This window comes from Streptomyces sp. NPDC056347, from assembly GCF_042262625.1.
Taxonomy (GTDB): domain Bacteria; phylum Actinomycetota; class Actinomycetes; order Streptomycetales; family Streptomycetaceae; genus Streptomyces.
The window spans coordinates 1-14,426 of record NZ_JBHJQP010000070.1 but is presented as its reverse complement, the minus strand read 5'-3'; the positions used below and the strand labels follow the sequence as shown (position 1 = coordinate 14,426).

Below are 14,426 nucleotides of genomic sequence, written 5' to 3'. Positions count from 1 at the left end.
AACCGCGGGTCTCTCGTGGGATGTCCCCGGAAGCAGCCTAGTGAAGCTTCTGGAATTTTTTCCGGAATTAGTTCCAATCACTGTGTGCCGTACCTCAGACTGAACATCGGGCAACTGCTCCAAGTCGCAGCAGGGCGAACGGATTTCGGATGACCGAGACGGTCCCGCGGGCTGCGGCGCGGGACACGCGGGGGAGCGCTCGAACATGACCAGCGAGCAGAACGACGACAACGAGAACGGCGACGACAACGTCATCGGCGGCATCAAGCCGCTGACCGCGAACGACCCGGTCCGCATCGGGTCGTATCTGCTGCTCGGCAGGCTCGGCGCGGGCGGCATGGGCCGGGTCTACCTCGCCCGCGCCGAGAACGGCCGTACGGTCGCGGTCAAGGTGGTGCACCAGGAGCACGTCGCGGATCCGCAGTTCAGGGCCCGCTTCCGCCGCGAGGTCGACGCGGCACGGCGGGTCGGCGAGCGCTACACCGCGCCCGTGCTGGACGCGGCCCCCGACGAGGAGTACCCCTGGGTGGCCACCGGCTACGTACCGGGGCTCTCGCTGGAGCAGATCGTGCGCGGCCACGGCGCACTCCCCGCCGAGGCCGTGCTCGCCCTCGCCGACGGGCTCCTGCGGGCGCTCAAGGACATCCACGAGGCGGGCATCGTCCACCGCGACCTCAAGCCCTCGAACGTGATGCTCACGGTGGAGGGCGCCAAGGTCATCGACTTCGGCATCGCCCGTGCCGTGGAGGCCTCGGTCGACTCGCTGCTGACCAGTACGGGCATGGTGATCGGGTCGCCGGGCTTCATGTCCCCGGAGCAGATACACGGAGAGAGCGCGGGCCCGAAGAGCGACGTGTTCACGCTGGGGTCCGTACTGACCTACGCGGCCACCGGCACGCTCCCGTTCGGCAACGCGGCGAGCAACCAGCACGCGGTGATGTACCGCATCGTGGAGGCCGAACCCGACCTCAGGAGGGTGCGCCACGAGGGTCTGCGCACCCTGATCACCCGGCTGCTGACCAAGTCGGCCGACGAACGCCCCTCCGTGGCAGCACTGTTGGCCGAGCCCGGCCGCGAGCACCCCGCCCCGGCCCCGGCGCAGTGGCTGCCGGCCGGTGTGGTGGCCCACCTCGCGCGGCAGTCGGCGCGGCTCCTGGACGCGGAGGCGGCGCCGGTACGCCAGGAGCGGGTGGATCTCGGCACGGTCGCCCTCCGTCCGGCGGCACCCGGCCCGGCCCCCGACCCCGCAGCCCTTCCCGGCGCCAAGGCCGCACCCGGCGAGGTGACGGCCGGGCCTGAGCCCGAGCCGGAGTCGAAGCCGAAGCGGGAGCGGCGGCGCCGGGCGGTGATCGTGTCCGTACCTCTGGTGCTGCTCCTGGGCGGGGGTGGCGGGACGCTGGCCGTGCTGCAGCCGTTCGGCGGCGACAGCGGCGACCACGCCTCCCCGCCGTCCACCGCCGCCCCGCGCACACCCGCCTCCCCGACGTCCGCTTCGTCACCGGGGCCCGCCCCGTCCCGGGGGACGAAGAGCCCCCACGCCTCCTCCGGCGACAAGGGCAAGAAGGCCCACGACGGCGAGGACGGGCGCGACGGCCGCGACGGAACGGACGGCCGGAACACGACCGACCAGGGCGGGAACCCGGGCTCCGGCGGAACCGGCAGCACATCGTCCGGAACCGGCGCGAACAAGGGATCCGGCTCGGGTACGGGCTCGGGGTCGGGGTCGGGGTCGGGGTCGGGGTCGGGCACAGGCTCGGGTACGGGGTCAGGCACGGGGTCGGGGTCCAAGCCCGGTTCCGGCGGCTCCGGCGGCGGGGGCGGAGGCGGGAGCTCGGTCCCCTCCTCGTTCGTGGGCACCTGGAAGTACGGCGAGACGTACAACACCGGGCAGCCGGGCACCGTCACCATCTCCCGGACGGGTGTGGTGCGCCTGTCCGACTACCCGTACAACAACTGCCCGTACGAGGGAAAGGTGACCTCCACGACGAGCAGCCGCGTCAACGTCGGCGCCCTCCAGCTCGTCGGCGCGAACCCCGGCTACTGCTACCGGTCCCTGGACCCGTCGTTCTTCGTCCTCAACCCCGGCGGCATCCGGCACAACGTCGGCCCCGCCAGCGGCGACGGCTACTTCTACAAGCGGGGCTGATTCGGCCGGTCGGTGCCTCAGACCCCCGGGTTGTGCCGGATCAGCGACTCGACCAGGCCCGGTCGGGTCGCCGGGAAGTCCAGCGGGACGATGCCCAGCCCGGTCCAGCCGGCTGCCTCCGCACCGTCGAGGAAGGAGTGCACCTGCGGGTTGAGCCGGTCCGCGTTCCAGCGGGGCGGCAGCAGGGCGGCCGTGCTGACGTAGTTCATGAACAGCTTGCCGGGCTGCTGGGCGGCCCGGCGGAACTGGGCCTCGACCTTGGTGTACTTGGCGATCGGCTCCGCCATGTAGTCGTCCTGGATGTCGAAGAGCCCCGGGTCCGCGTACCGGACCCCGGGCAGCCCGCCGTTGTCGGCGAGCAGCACGACCTTGCCGCGCGCCTCCCCCAGCGACGGCAGCGAGGAGCCGATACGGAACAGCGGGCGCCAGCCCCGGTTGTCGAGGTAGTCGTCGAAGACCGCCCGGAACGCGGCGTCGCTCTCCTCCGAGTACTCCTGCTTCACCCGCATCAGCACGGTCTCGGTGGGGTGCGCCGCCAGGAAGTCCCAGCAGGCGCCGAGCACGTCGCCGAACATCAGGTTCTGGTACGAGGCCCCGTGGTGGATCGCGAACGAGCCGCCGGTGATCCGGCACCGTACGTCGAGGAAGCGGATGCCGCTGTCCAACTGCTCGGCGATCGTGGTGTTCTGGCACTCCGTCCAGGGACCGCCGTACCGGGCGCCGGAGTCGTGCGACCCGGGGACGGTGAGGGCCCGCAGCGCGGTGGCGTCGGGTATCGCGCCCATCCAGCCCTGGGTGGTGAGGGCCCGGCGGTCGGCCGCGCGTGCGGGGCCCGTACCGATGAGCACGGTGGTGGTGGCGGCGAGGGCGCCGGCCAGGAAGTTCCGGCGGGTGGCGGTGAACGGGCTCATGCGGGAAGTGCCTCCGTCTGCCGTGGGGTCAGCCGTGGGATAAACCATGAGATCAGCCGTGGGATCAGCCGTCAGATTATGACTGGTCCACGTCACATCCGGAACAGGCCCAACGGCCGCCCCAGGACAAGTGGCAGGACCGGCAGCTCCGAGAAGCGGCATTATCTTTACGTATGACCGATCCGCCCCATGGGCGGAACCGCGCCGAGGAGCCGACATCAACGCCATCCCCCAGCTCCGCCCACACCTCGGGCGTGCTTCCAGGACGCTCGCCCTGACCGGAGCGGTGGTGCTGGCCCTCGGCGGGTGCGACGCCCTGAACACGGACAAGACCCCGGAGCGGGTACGGAACGGCACCAACGAGCTGGACCTGAGGGTCACCGGCCGTCCCACCCCCGGCAGCCTCTCCGTCGCGGAACAGGTCCTGGCCCGTCTCAAGGCCCGCGACGCCGCGGGCCTGGCCGAACTCGCGGCGTCCGACGGGGACCCGGAGGCCGACGCGAAGCGCTGGGTGACCCGCTGGGGCGGCCCCGCCCAGCACCCGGCCACGGCCGACTTCTTCCAGGGCGAGAGGGAGAGCACCGCCGACATCCGCTTCACCGGCGAACGCGCCACGCTGACCCTGCTGTTGAAGGACCACGACTACGACGACGCCTACGAGGTCGTCCTGACCGACAACGGCTGACCCTCCGGCCGGACGGCGTTCCGGCCTCACGACTACGGGGCGACAACAAGCACACAACGGATGGGAACAAGGACGCGCCGGACGCCACCCGCCCCCCTACGCTCCGACAACCGGGGGCCTCACGCGCACCCCGGACAGGGGGCTGAGCCATGCGGTCGACCACTCCACGCCCGGCGATCCGGCGCCTCGTCGGCGCCGTCGCGGCCGGCGCGGCCCTGGCCACGACCTCCGGCTGCACCGTACCCATCGACGCCGTCGCCGGCATCTCCGTGACCGACGACGGCCATCTCCTCGGCGCCATCATGGTCTGCGGCCACCACATCGACGGCGCGACCCTCTACGTAAACACCGACGACGCCAACAACGCTTCACCCAGCGCCCGTTGGACCGCCGACCACCCCCTCGCACCGGGCCTCACCACCTGGCCGCTCGACCCTCCCGCCCCGGGCTGGTCCGCAACCGGCCCCCTCACCTCGCTCGCCCCCAGGACCACCTACGCCCTCTACGGGTGGACCAAGGACAACTCGTGGTCATCGGGCCACGTCACCTTCACCCTGGCCGACCTGGACGGGCTCACCCCCGGCAAGGTCTACTACAACCGGTCCACAGGCATCGGCGAGGAGACCGCGGTCACCGTCTCCACGGCCGAGTTCAAAGCCGCGGCCTGCCCGAAGAACTGACGAGGAGCACCCCACCAGGCGGTGACCACACCGCCCGTCCACGCGGCCAGTTCAGGTGCGGCTGACCTCGACGACCACGGTGCGGCACAACTTGTCGGCGATCGTCTGCCGCTTGGTGTCCCACAGCGGCAGGAACCAGCCGATGTAACAGGGCATGCTGTCCACGATGTGCGCCAGCTTGCGCACGAAAGCCATCCCCATTCCGAGAGTGCCGCCATCGGCCTCACGAAGCAGGCTGATGCCCAGGACCCGCTTCCCGGTCGTCTGGCCGGTCGATCCCTCTCTGTAGAGCTGGAATATCGCCATGACCAGGGTGTAGACGACACCGCCCAGGAAGAACATGCCGGGCTCGGCGGTCGCCAGGTTCTCACTGCGGGCCAGGTCGATGAATCCCAGTCCGTACAACGGGCCCAGGATGATCAGCCCGTCGAGGAGATACGCACCGACCCGACGCCCCCAGTTGGCCAGCGGCGGCACGCCCGCCCCGTACCCCTCCGGCACGTACGTCCCGTACGGCAGATACCCGTACGGGACGTACCCGGGCATGTCCTGCGGCGCCGGGGCAGGGTATCCGGGCTGGGCCGCTGGAGTCTGCGGGTTGTACGGGGTGTTCGGGTCGCCGAAGCTCAAGAAGCTCTCCCTGTGACGGAAACATGCTGCACGGAGGGATACACGCGATTCGCGGCCCGGTTTCGAATCCGACCGGACCGCATGGTGATCCCGGTTGGCTCAGGTGGGGAATTCACCGAGCCAGGTGTGCTGGAGAAGATGCTTCGGCAGGTAGTCGGACTCGACACCGATCGGGAACTTCCCGTCGTACGCGAGACAGGCAATGGCGAGCGGTGCGAGAGCAATAATTCTGCCGATATCGATGGAACGCCCCTTGGTCAAGGTCCAGTACACCTGGTGCAATTTCATTATCTCGATCAGAGCGGAAGTGAAGCCCTCGATATCCCTGGTGACAAAGCGATAGAAGAGATTGATCGACGGATAGAGCTGCCGCTGCAATAAATCAGCCGGAGCGATCCGACCCTCGGACGGATCGGACATCTCAATCCCGGCAGTGACCCTCTCCACCAGACCCGGCCGCCGCAGCCACTACGCTGCAGAGCCACGAGAGACTGCCCCGGATGCCTACGTAATCGTCATTCTACCCTTGCGCGGGGAACGGGGTTCGGGGGTCGCGCTCCGCTCAATCCTTGTCCCGGTGCCATGAAGTCAGCAGATTGCCGCACTCATCCCACGTCTCTTCTTCGCGAAGGGATGTGAGGCTTCCGTCGAAGAATTTGCGGGACTTCACGACCCCGCTGGGGTGCCATTCCTTGAATTCGCCCGAAGGGCGACCATTGCGGATGACCCCTTCGGAACTGAGAGTTCCATCCTGATACCAATCGCGAGACAGTCCGTTCGGAATCCCGCCGGTGTGTTCTTCCAGGCTGATCAGATGCCCGCTCTGGTATTCAGCCACTTCTCCGGTGAACGGTTCTCCTAGATAGAGTACTCGCTGAGCATCGTCCATATCAACATCCGGGTCATCGACGTCGATTCGCACCACAGGATTCATCAGGGGATCCAATTCTCTTCGCTCGGCGGGTAACCCGTAAATCTGCCGTTTTTGCTGGGCAGTCCTTCCAGGATGTGGTTACAGTTCGCACAGAATGGGGCTCGCCTGCCTTGGAGCCCCGCAGAGACGTCTTTGAGGTAAGGGACTTCTACTGCCGCTCTCATCTCGGTAAGGGCCTCGGTGCCATCGGGCAGACCTTGCCGCGTACGCATCCAGAGCAGTTCGTTAGCAGCCTTTACCTCGGCATGACCCAACGGTTCGTCCTCGTGCGGCGGAGGATCCCCGATCTTGTCCAGCCTGTCTTTCAAAGTAGGGTGCAGGTCTTTCTCCTTGATGACGACTTCTCTCTTGCCGTTGATTCCTTCAATGATCGTTCCTGTCCGGGTATCCATCACTGATCCCACGCACGCCCCGACCTGTTTCCTGGGGAAGACACTTGCGTCTCGGGCAGCCCGGTAAGCAGCCCCTCACTGCCTGTTGCGTTGTTCAGGTGGTTGCTGGGCGGGGTGTGGCCGACATCGCCACCGGGTGTGTGGTGGGCGGTTGCGGCGGTGAGGGCGGGTTCGCGTGTCGGGTCGGGGGTCTGTGCATGGGGGCTGTTGTCCAGGGAGCCTTCGCGTTGAACGTCCTCGGCTTTCTGGAGGACATTGCCGTTTTCGTCGAGGAGGTTGTGCTCGTTGCCGAAGTAACGGATTGGTTCGTCGAGGCCAGTGGGCAGCCTGACACTGCCCTCGGGCAGTGTCACGGTTCCCTCGGGGAGCTTGATCGTGCCGTTGGGGAGGGCGGTCGCGCCGTCGGGGATCGCGGCGCCCTCGGGGAGGTGGAGAGTGCCGTCCGGGAGGCGGACGGTGCCTTCGGGGACGGTGATGACGTGGTCCGGGAGGGGCGGGATGCTGGTGATGTCCAGGGCCTTGAGGCGGGTGAAGGCGTCCCCGATGCGGGTCAGACCGGCGCCCGCGCCCTTGAAGACGTACGTCATGGGGTCGACGACACGGGCGGTCCTGCCCACGACGGAGAGGGCCTTGGCGGCCAGGCCCGCCTTGCCGGCTCCTGCGGCAGCACTGCCCGAGCCGCCGGTGAAGACGGTGGTCAGGACGTTGAACGTGACCGCTCCGGCCGCGCGGGACGGGTTGGAGCCCCATTCGTCCCAGGCGACCAGCGCCTTGCCGGTCTCCCGCACCGCGGCCTGCGAGTCACGGATCCACTCACTGTGGTCCCCGGGCAGGAGGTGCAGGGTGAGCATGGTGATGGGTGAGAGACCGGTGGCGAGTTTGGCCAGGCCCGTCCACGCCTGCTTCATGTCGTCCCACCGGCGCGTACGTCCCGTATGGCGGATACCCGTACGGGACGTACCCGGGCATGTCCTGCGGCGCCGGGGCAGGGTATCCGGGCTGGGCCGCTGGAGTCTGCGGGTTGTACGGGGTGTTCGGGTCGCCGAAGCTCAAGAAGCTCTCCCTGTGACGGAAACATGCTGCACGGAGGGATACACGCGATTCGCGGCCCGGTTTCGAATCCGACCGGACCGCATGGTGATCCCGGTTGGCTCAGGTGGGGAATTCACCGAGCCAGGTGTGCTGGAGAAGATGCTTCGGCAGGTAGTCGGACTCGACACCGATCGGGAACTTCCCGTCGTACGCGAGACAGGCGATGGCGAGCGGCCCGAGCGCGATGCTGCCGTCGATGTCGGTTGCACGCTCCTCGGTCAGCGTCCAGTACGCCTGGTGCAACTTCAGCGTCTCGATCAGAGCGGGAGTGAAGCCCTCGGTGTCCCTGGTCACGAAATGGTAGAAGAGGTTGATCGGCGGATAGAGCTGCCCCTGCAAAAGATCGATCGGAGCGATCCGAGCCACGGAGGGGTCCGACATCTCAATCGCGGCGGTGAGCTTCTCCACCAAACCAGGACGCTGAAGCCAATAAGTCTGCAGAGTGTCCACCCAGTGGTAGATGTACTCGTCAAACGCGCCTTCTGGAGCCCGCAACCGATCCAGCGGAATCTCACACAGTTCCGTCATCCGCTGCTGCTCCCGACAAATCACAGCCAACCAGAAAGCAGACAGCCAGTTCCCCGCATCAGCAGACGACCGCGGCCCCCTGGCGGTCGGCAGCGTCCGCATCTTCCGATTGATCCGGCACTCCACATGACCTTCAGTAATGCCAGTCACAGCAAAAAACGCCGAACCGAGCTGCATTGCGTTTACCGCAGCCTCCCACGTCTCCACCGCTGCTGCCCGCGGGTCAGTAACACAATGAGCACGCAATGAGAGAATGGCCGAGCTGAATGCAAAATCGATCACTTCGGTCTTCTCTTCGAGACGATCGATTCTCCTGAAAAGATCCACGTCCACCTGCTCCGCAAGCCTCTCGGAATCAGGACCAGATGGAAGATTATGGCGAGAAAAATTTACCGTCACGAGAGCGTCCCCTTACTAATATCGAACCGTCGGTATTGATATCCGGTGTATGTTCCCGAATTTTTATTCCCTCGAACTAGGACGTACTCTAACTTTCCGTCATCCAAGGCATCAACCAAGGCTTGCGCCGTTTCCCCTTCGCCCCTCCGTCTCATCTTTTCGATAATTTCGAAGAAATATTCACGGCTCCCCTGAGACACCTGCCTACCACTAGGGAGAGTCCTTCGCCCGAGGTCCGCTTTCGAGCTGCTCTTCGCTTCAATGACAACGAATTTACCATCTTCGTTTTTCCACACCTGATCGAATTGATCATTTCCATTCTTCGGGCCGAGCAGAGGCTGCTGCTCAAAGTCCGGATACCTGTCGGCCATGTAATGAAGCTCCGCCGCCCCCTCACCCAGAGCCTCTGCAGCGTCACGCATCTCAGTGTGGGCGACCCTATACTCCTCTGTCGCCTCTTTCAGAATTTTACCCGAATCAGACGTGTTCAGAATCTTGTGATTCTTATCTGCATCCGCCTTAAATTTTTCCGTCAAATTGTCCCATTGAATGGCTTCAAAACGCTTCCGAGCCATCTCGTTCAAAGCCTTGAGCCTGGACTTACTCTTTACGGTTTTTTCGGTGACGGATATGTATTTCTCATCCAGGTAGTGAGGGGACGGCGGTTGCGGCGCGTCCTTGGCGCGGATCCATGGGTCGGTTTCCAACAAGCGAGTGAGCTGGGGTGGCGTGAGTCCGCTCTCGTCAATCCGCTCCACCCTTACACGCGTCCCGTCCTTTCGGTAGAAACGCTCGAAGTACCCCGGCTCCTCGTTGGCGCGATAGACCTGGATTTCCTCTATCTGTTCCGGCGTGAGCGGCTTGCGGGAACGGTACGGGTTGGGCCCGTCGTGCATGAAGTCGGGGCGCGGCACGGGCTGGCTTGATGGCGGGGTCAGGCTGTCGCCGAGGCCGGAGCCTCTGCCCGGGCCACCGGGGTGTGGGATGCCGGAGAGTCCGCTGTCACTCGCGGAACCTGTGGGTGGGTGATCACCGATGGGGCCCGTGCCTGAGCCGCCGGAGTGGTGGGTGGGGTCGTTGCCGGGAGGCCTGCCGGTGGGGGTGGTGTCGTCGAGGTGGTTGTGGGCTGGGGTGTAACCGGCGGTGCCGCCCGGGGTGTGGTCGGCGGCGTGGTGGGCGGTTGCGGCGGTGAGGGCGGGTTCGCGGATCTCGGCCGGGGGGTGGGCGTCGAGGTTGGGTTCCTTGACGGCCTGCTCGGCGCGTTGGATGAGGGCGCCGTTCTCGTTGTAGAGGTTGCCGTGGCGGTCGTAGTAGACGGGGTCGTCGGAGAACGGGGAGCGGACGGAGCCCTCGGGGAGGGCTATCGCCTCCTCGGGGAGTTTGATCGTGCCGTTGGGGAGGGCGGTCGCGCCGTCGGGGATCGCGGCGCCCTCGGGGAGGTGGAGAGTGCCGTCCGGGAGGCGGACGGTGCCTTCGGGGACGGTGATGACGTGGTCCGGGAGGGGCGGGATGCTGGTGATGTCCAGGGCCTTGAGGCGGGTGAAGGCGTCCCCGATGCGGCTCAGACCGGCGCCCGCGCCCTTGAAGACGTACGTCATGGGGTCGACGACACGGGCGGTCCTGCCCGCGACGGAGAGGGCCTTGGCGGCCAGGCCCGCCTTGCCGGCTCCTGCGGCAGCACTGCCCGAGCCGCCGGTGAAGACGGTGGTCAGGACGTTGAACGTGACCGCTCCGGCCGCGCGGGACGGGTTGGAGCCCCATTCGTCCCAGGCGACCAGCGCCTTGCCGGTCTCCCGCACCGCGGCCTGCGAGTCACGGATCCACTCACTGTGGTCCCCGGGCAGGAGGTGCAGGGTGAGCATGGTGATGGGTGAGAGACCGGTGGCGAGTTTGGCCAGGCCCGTCCATGCCTGCTTCATGTCGTCCCAGCCGTCGACGCCGACCAGGGTGCCCAGCCCCTTGACGGTTCCCACGACCCCGTCGACGACGAAGCCCTTGCCGAAGTCGTAGGCGTGCTCCCACACCTGCCACCACGGCACCGACTCCTCCACCGCCTCGCCCCACGGCAGGCTCTCCGCCTGCTTCAGGGCCTCGGCGTCGTACCCGTACGTCCCCGCCTTCCCCGAGCCGTCACCGGTCTTCAGCGGCGGACCACCGACCAGGGCGACGATCTTGGCGTGGCAGGCCCGCTCCACCTCCTGGAACGCGGCCCACACCTCGGCTATCTCCGCCCGGCGCCGGTTGTTCTCCTCGACCAGGTCGCCGTCCTCGTCCCAGTCTTCGTCCGCGTTCGCCTTCACCCGGAAGGCGCCCGCGTCCCGCTTCAGCGCCTTCAACTTCTCCACCAGCGGGAACGCGTCCTGCGAGTACGTCCCCAGCGCCCCGGCGACCACGCTCAGGTCCTCGCTCAGCGAGCGCCCCTTCGCCGCCACCGGAGCCGTCGTCGCGAACAGCTGCTCCGCCTCCGGCGCCTGGTAGAAGGCGCTCAGCCCACCGAAGCTGGTGTGTACGTCACCGGCCGTCTCCGCGATCTTCGCCCCGCGCCCCGACAGCTCCGTCACCTTCACGTCCAGCAGCGCCAGATCGCCGGTGAACACAGGTACGCCGAGCGGATCGACCGGTGCACCCCCGCCGCTCACCGCGTCCCCCGCATCCGGCGCAGCTCGTCCACGCGCACGGCCCTGGCGGCGTTCTGCGCACGCTCGGCCGTCTCCAAGTCCCCGCGCACATAGGCGTTCGTCGCGTCCACCGCGCCCAGCACCGCGGCCTCGGTCCGCTCCGCCATCGACACGAAGTCCTTCTCACGCACATTGAGGAACTCCGCCAGCGCCGCCGCCACCGGCCCGGTCGCCGCCCGCGACAACGGAGCCTGCCCCGGCGCCACCGGCCCCTGGAGAGGTGTGGACGCCTGCGGCCCCGGCACCGCCGTCCCTGCGGCCTTCGCCGCCTCCGACACCGTCTTCAGCAACGCGGTCAACGCCTTCTGCATGTCGCCCGCATGCTCACCGACCACCCGCAACTGCCCCTGCACGCCCTGCGGTCGTATGTCCCACCCCGCCACAACAAGCCCCCCAGCGCGTCGCGATCGATCGCACGCTCATTCGGCGGACGTGCGTTCTGATGGTCATCTCTATCAAGTCGAACATCGCTGTTGCAATCAGCAAATGACAATCCGCCAACTACGTCCGAGATCGTTCGCTCGCAGGCGCATCTGCCAGTTCCAGCCCGGTGCGCACCTCGAGAAATGTTCGCCCTTGCGACTACTCCGACGGCAGATTCTCGGCGTCCACGGGCAAGCCGATGCCCGGACGCACGGTCCACTCGATCCACGCGTCGCCGTGACTCAGCGAGAGCCCGCAGGGCTCCCCGCGATGGAGTGCGGCGAGCGCGCCGACGCATCCGCCGCCTTCGACCCAGCTGAGTGCGCGGTGGCGTTCGAGCGGCGACAGTCCGACGGCCAGCGCCCGGACGTTCATGCGGATGAAGCGGATCGTCTCGGCGGGCTCCAGTGCCATGTGCCGGGACACCTCGGCGATTTCGTCCGCCTCCAGCGTGCGATAGGTGACCCGCTCGCACCAGAAGACGCGTGTCGCGGACGGCGCGGGGCGTTGGCGGTCGAGCACGGCCCTCTCCTGGCGCCCACCGGGACCACCCCGCACCCGCCGCCGGCGTGACGAGCCGCGAGCGCGGGGCGATCCTTCGGAACTCCACCCAACGGGCGCAGCGTTGGCCGGAGTTGCGCACCCGACACCCGCCCGCCAAGGGCAGGCCGACCGGACGCACGCCTGAAGCTAGCGTTTGATGGAGTCTCGTATCAAGCGTTTGATATCTAACGAGTGAGAGCCGGGGAGCCAACGCAAGCAAATCGACGATCCCGTCCAAGCCACCCGCACATGCTTCGGGCGGCCCCCACCTGCGCCGATGGGAACCGCCCGAAAGTAGGAGCGCTATGGATCAGGCCAGGTCGTCGAACTCGCCTTCCTTGACGCCGCCAAGGAACGCGCGGAGCTTCGCACGGGTCGTACGAATGATCACGTCGGGGTTGTCACTCTCGCGCAGCAGGATCTCGTCGCCACGCTCGGCCAGCTCAAGACAGTTGTTGCCCTCAGCATTCGATGACTTCGACGACTTGCGCCACTGAATCCCTATGTCCCTCACACCCTTCGTCTGACGTTCCCGGGCGGGCCTAAACGGCAGCTCGACCGATCAAGCCAGGTCGTCGAACTCGCCTTCCTTGACGCCGCCAAGGAACGCGCGGAGCTTGGCACGGGTCGTACGGACCACCACATCCGGGTTGTCACTCTCGCGCAGCAGGATCTCACCACCGTGCTCCGCCAGCTCCAGGCAGTCGTTGCCGTCCGCGTCGGACGACTTGGACGACTTACGCCACTGAATATCCATGGTTCTCACGCCTTCACACTTGCTCTGCGACTTCCTTGATGAAGTCTCTGGAACTCTGCGGATCGAGCGACCGCCCTTCCGTCCGGTCGAGCACCGCTCGAAAGACCCGGAGCCGCGCCTCGGCGTCCACGAATCCGGACCCCGTCGGGGTGTCCGTCTGCACGGTGTCGAGCTGCGGTACCGGACCATAGACGTAGTTTGCCGAACTACTGGCGTTCGGAAAGCCACCCGCCGCGAACGGAATCACCCGGACGGTGACGTTGTCACGTTCCGACTCCGTCAGCAGGTGATCGAGCTGTCCACACACCACCTTGCGACTGCCGAATCGCATCCGGAGCGCCGCCTCGTGGATCAGGAACGTGCAGCTGGGCGGGTTCGACCGGTCGAGCACGTCACGGCGCCTCAGCCGGTGCGAGATCCTTCGCCGCAGCATCGCCGGAGTCGGTGCCGGCAGCGCCTCCGCGTAGACGGCACGCACATAGTCCTCGGTCTGGAGCAGGCCGGGCATATGCATGATCTGGACCGACCGGAAGCCCGTCGCGTGGTGCTCCAACTCCGCCAGGTCGAGGGCGCTCCCGGACAGCTCTCCGCGGTAGTCCTCCCACCACCCCTTTATCCGCTCCTCGGCCATGGCGGCGAGTGCGTCGACATAGGCCGCGTCGGAGCACTCGTAGTGCCCGGCCCATGTGCGAACTCGCGTGCCGCTCACGCCGAACCGCCCCGATTCGGTGTTGCTGATCGTGGTGCGGTCCGTGCCCAGCAGAGCGGCGGCCTCGGTTGGCGTCAGGCCGGCGTGCTCGCGCATCTTGCGCAGCTCCGCGCCCAGTCGGCACTGCCGGACGGTAGGGGGTTTCCTCGGTGGCATCAACCTCTCCTCTTGTCGAAACCCAGTCTGGCCGCATCGCTCGAAGGGGTCCACTTCTAGCAAGAATGATGGGTTTCTCCACAACAATTGATACGCCCACGCTACCGTTCTCACAGCCGCGCCGCACGCCGGTAAGCCCGAAGTGCAGCTGTACGCAGGTGTGTTCGTTCACGCCCGCGCACAGCCATCGCCACGGACGACGAGTGACGCACCCCCCGTTCGCACCGCATCGCGTTGGGAGAACGACATGACCCCAGTCCACGCCACCGCACACCCCTCGCCACCGGGCCCGCCGGGCGGCGAGATCTACCGGCTGGCCCTGCCCAACACGTCCGGGGCAGCCAAGGTGTCGCGGGACTTCTTGGCGTCGCTGCTGGCCGTCAGCAGATGTGGCGGGCTGGCCGGGCTGGTGGACGACGCGCGGTTGTGTGTCACGGAGGTGGTTGCCAACGCGCACCGGCATACGGCCACGGCGCTGATCCAGGTCCATGTCGCCGTGGGGGACGAGCAGGTCACCGTCTCCGTCGCGGACGACGACCACTGGGCCCTGCCCAGGTGTCCCGAGCAGCGGGACGGGTCCCGTGAACCGGAGTGCGGGCGCGGGCTGTTGCTGGTGGAGCGGGTGGCGGATGCCTGGGGGACGCGGGTGCTGGGCGGCGGTGTGCCGTACCGGAAGGCGGTGTGGTTCACGCTCGGCCGGGGCGGGGCGGGGCCCTGAGGCGGGCCGGAAACGCAGAGCGGGGCGGCGGGCCCGTCGGCCCAC

General features: G+C 67.2%; 17 protein-coding genes. 4 read left to right on the top strand and 13 right to left on the bottom strand.

The window, feature by feature from the left end; translation table 11 throughout:
- The first annotated feature begins 205 nt into the window (after window positions 1-205).
- Window positions 206-2,146 (top strand): serine/threonine-protein kinase, encoded by a 1,941-nt coding sequence (locus ACFCV8_RS18065; protein WP_376686335.1) that lies wholly within the window; start codon window positions 206-208, stop codon window positions 2,144-2,146.
- A gap of 17 nt (window positions 2,147-2,163) precedes the next feature.
- Here ACFCV8_RS18065 and ACFCV8_RS18060 read toward each other — a convergent pair whose 3' ends face one another.
- Entirely contained in the window at window positions 2,164-3,057 is an 894-nt protein-coding gene (locus ACFCV8_RS18060) for a phosphatidylinositol-specific phospholipase C (protein WP_376686334.1), read from the bottom strand.
- Window positions 3,058-3,343: 286 nt separating this feature from the next.
- Here ACFCV8_RS18060 and ACFCV8_RS18055 point away from each other — a divergent pair, with 286 nt between their 5' ends.
- Both ACFCV8_RS18055 and ACFCV8_RS18050 read left to right on the top strand, forming a co-directional pair.
- Window positions 3,344-3,742 carry a hypothetical protein gene (locus tag ACFCV8_RS18055; protein ID WP_376686333.1) on the top strand — a complete coding sequence of 133 codons (399 nt, stop codon included), beginning with the start codon at window positions 3,344-3,346 and terminating at the stop codon, window positions 3,740-3,742.
- 149 nt (window positions 3,743-3,891) lie between these two features.
- The gene (locus ACFCV8_RS18050; RefSeq protein ID WP_376686332.1) at window positions 3,892-4,422 is read left to right on the top strand and encodes a hypothetical protein; all 531 of its coding nucleotides are present in this window, start codon (window positions 3,892-3,894) and stop codon (window positions 4,420-4,422) included.
- Between the two features lie 51 nt (window positions 4,423-4,473).
- Here ACFCV8_RS18050 and ACFCV8_RS18045 read toward each other — a convergent pair whose 3' ends face one another.
- From ACFCV8_RS18045 to ACFCV8_RS17990, 12 genes are all read right to left on the bottom strand, one after another.
- Window positions 4,474-5,052, bottom strand: a complete 579-nt coding sequence (locus tag ACFCV8_RS18045) for an RDD family protein (RefSeq protein ID WP_376686331.1) — start codon at window positions 5,050-5,052, stop codon at window positions 4,474-4,476.
- A 99-nt stretch (window positions 5,053-5,151) separates the two neighbouring features.
- Window positions 5,152-5,517, bottom strand: a complete 366-nt coding sequence (locus tag ACFCV8_RS18040; RefSeq protein WP_376686361.1) for an immunity 49 family protein — start codon at window positions 5,515-5,517, stop codon at window positions 5,152-5,154.
- A gap of 97 nt (window positions 5,518-5,614) precedes the next feature.
- Entirely contained in the window at window positions 5,615-5,986 is a 372-nt protein-coding gene (locus tag ACFCV8_RS18035) for a toxin-antitoxin system YwqK family antitoxin (protein WP_376686330.1), read from the bottom strand.
- Complete coding sequence (locus tag ACFCV8_RS18030) at window positions 5,986-6,378, bottom strand: YwqJ-related putative deaminase (RefSeq protein WP_376686329.1); 393 nt, start codon at window positions 6,376-6,378, stop codon at window positions 5,986-5,988. The genes ACFCV8_RS18035 and ACFCV8_RS18030 overlap by 1 nt, the downstream gene beginning before the upstream one ends.
- On the bottom strand, window positions 6,378-7,286 hold the full coding sequence (locus ACFCV8_RS18025) for a hypothetical protein (RefSeq protein ID WP_376686328.1): 909 nt from the start codon (window positions 7,284-7,286) through the stop codon (window positions 6,378-6,380). The genes ACFCV8_RS18030 and ACFCV8_RS18025 overlap by 1 nt, the downstream gene beginning before the upstream one ends.
- A 244-nt stretch (window positions 7,287-7,530) precedes the next feature.
- Complete coding sequence (locus ACFCV8_RS18020) at window positions 7,531-8,397, bottom strand: immunity 49 family protein (RefSeq protein ID WP_376686327.1); 867 nt, start codon at window positions 8,395-8,397, stop codon at window positions 7,531-7,533.
- The gene (locus ACFCV8_RS18015; RefSeq protein ID WP_376686326.1) at window positions 8,394-11,036 is read right to left on the bottom strand and encodes a hypothetical protein; all 2,643 of its coding nucleotides are present in this window, start codon (window positions 11,034-11,036) and stop codon (window positions 8,394-8,396) included. Before ACFCV8_RS18015 ends, ACFCV8_RS18020 begins: the two co-directional genes overlap by 4 nt.
- Window positions 11,033-11,458: a DUF6507 family protein gene (locus tag ACFCV8_RS18010; protein WP_376686325.1), complete on the bottom strand. Its 426-nt coding sequence runs from the start codon at window positions 11,456-11,458 to the stop codon at window positions 11,033-11,035. Before ACFCV8_RS18010 ends, ACFCV8_RS18015 begins: the two co-directional genes overlap by 4 nt.
- Window positions 11,459-11,657: 199 nt before the next feature.
- The gene (locus tag ACFCV8_RS18005; protein ID WP_376686324.1) at window positions 11,658-12,020 is read right to left on the bottom strand and encodes a hypothetical protein; all 363 of its coding nucleotides are present in this window, start codon (window positions 12,018-12,020) and stop codon (window positions 11,658-11,660) included.
- A 331-nt stretch (window positions 12,021-12,351) separates the two neighbouring features.
- Window positions 12,352-12,546: a DUF397 domain-containing protein gene (locus ACFCV8_RS18000; protein WP_376686360.1), complete on the bottom strand. Its 195-nt coding sequence runs from the start codon at window positions 12,544-12,546 to the stop codon at window positions 12,352-12,354.
- Between the two features lie 57 nt (window positions 12,547-12,603).
- Window positions 12,604-12,798: a DUF397 domain-containing protein gene (locus ACFCV8_RS17995; RefSeq protein ID WP_376686323.1), complete on the bottom strand. Its 195-nt coding sequence runs from the start codon at window positions 12,796-12,798 to the stop codon at window positions 12,604-12,606.
- 13 nt (window positions 12,799-12,811) lie between these two features.
- Complete coding sequence (locus ACFCV8_RS17990; RefSeq protein ID WP_376686322.1) at window positions 12,812-13,663, bottom strand: helix-turn-helix domain-containing protein; 852 nt, start codon at window positions 13,661-13,663, stop codon at window positions 12,812-12,814.
- Between the two features lie 247 nt (window positions 13,664-13,910).
- Between ACFCV8_RS17990 and ACFCV8_RS17985 the strand changes: the two genes are divergently transcribed.
- Window positions 13,911-14,381 carry an ATP-binding protein gene (locus tag ACFCV8_RS17985; protein WP_376686321.1) on the top strand — a complete coding sequence of 157 codons (471 nt, stop codon included), beginning with the start codon at window positions 13,911-13,913 and terminating at the stop codon, window positions 14,379-14,381.
- The last annotated feature ends 45 nt before the right edge of the window (window positions 14,382-14,426 follow it).

Coding starts and splice junctions, on each gene's coding strand:
- ACFCV8_RS18065 (WP_376686335.1), top strand. CDS start 206: ATGACCAGCGAGCAGAACGACGACAACGAGAACGGCGACGACAACGTC.
- ACFCV8_RS18060 (WP_376686334.1), bottom strand. CDS start 3,057: ATGAGCCCGTTCACCGCCACCCGCCGGAACTTCCTGGCCGGCGCCCTC.
- ACFCV8_RS18050 (WP_376686332.1), top strand. CDS start 3,892: ATGCGGTCGACCACTCCACGCCCGGCGATCCGGCGCCTCGTCGGCGCC.
- ACFCV8_RS18035 (WP_376686330.1), bottom strand. CDS start 5,986: ATGAATCCTGTGGTGCGAATCGACGTCGATGACCCGGATGTTGATATG.
- ACFCV8_RS18030 (WP_376686329.1), bottom strand. CDS start 6,378: ATGGATACCCGGACAGGAACGATCATTGAAGGAATCAACGGCAAGAGA.
- ACFCV8_RS18025 (WP_376686328.1), bottom strand. CDS start 7,286: ATGAAGCAGGCGTGGACGGGCCTGGCCAAACTCGCCACCGGTCTCTCA.
- ACFCV8_RS17995 (WP_376686323.1), bottom strand. CDS start 12,798: ATGGATATTCAGTGGCGTAAGTCGTCCAAGTCGTCCGACGCGGACGGC.
- ACFCV8_RS17990 (WP_376686322.1), bottom strand. CDS start 13,663: ATGCCACCGAGGAAACCCCCTACCGTCCGGCAGTGCCGACTGGGCGCG.
- ACFCV8_RS17985 (WP_376686321.1), top strand. CDS start 13,911: ATGACCCCAGTCCACGCCACCGCACACCCCTCGCCACCGGGCCCGCCG.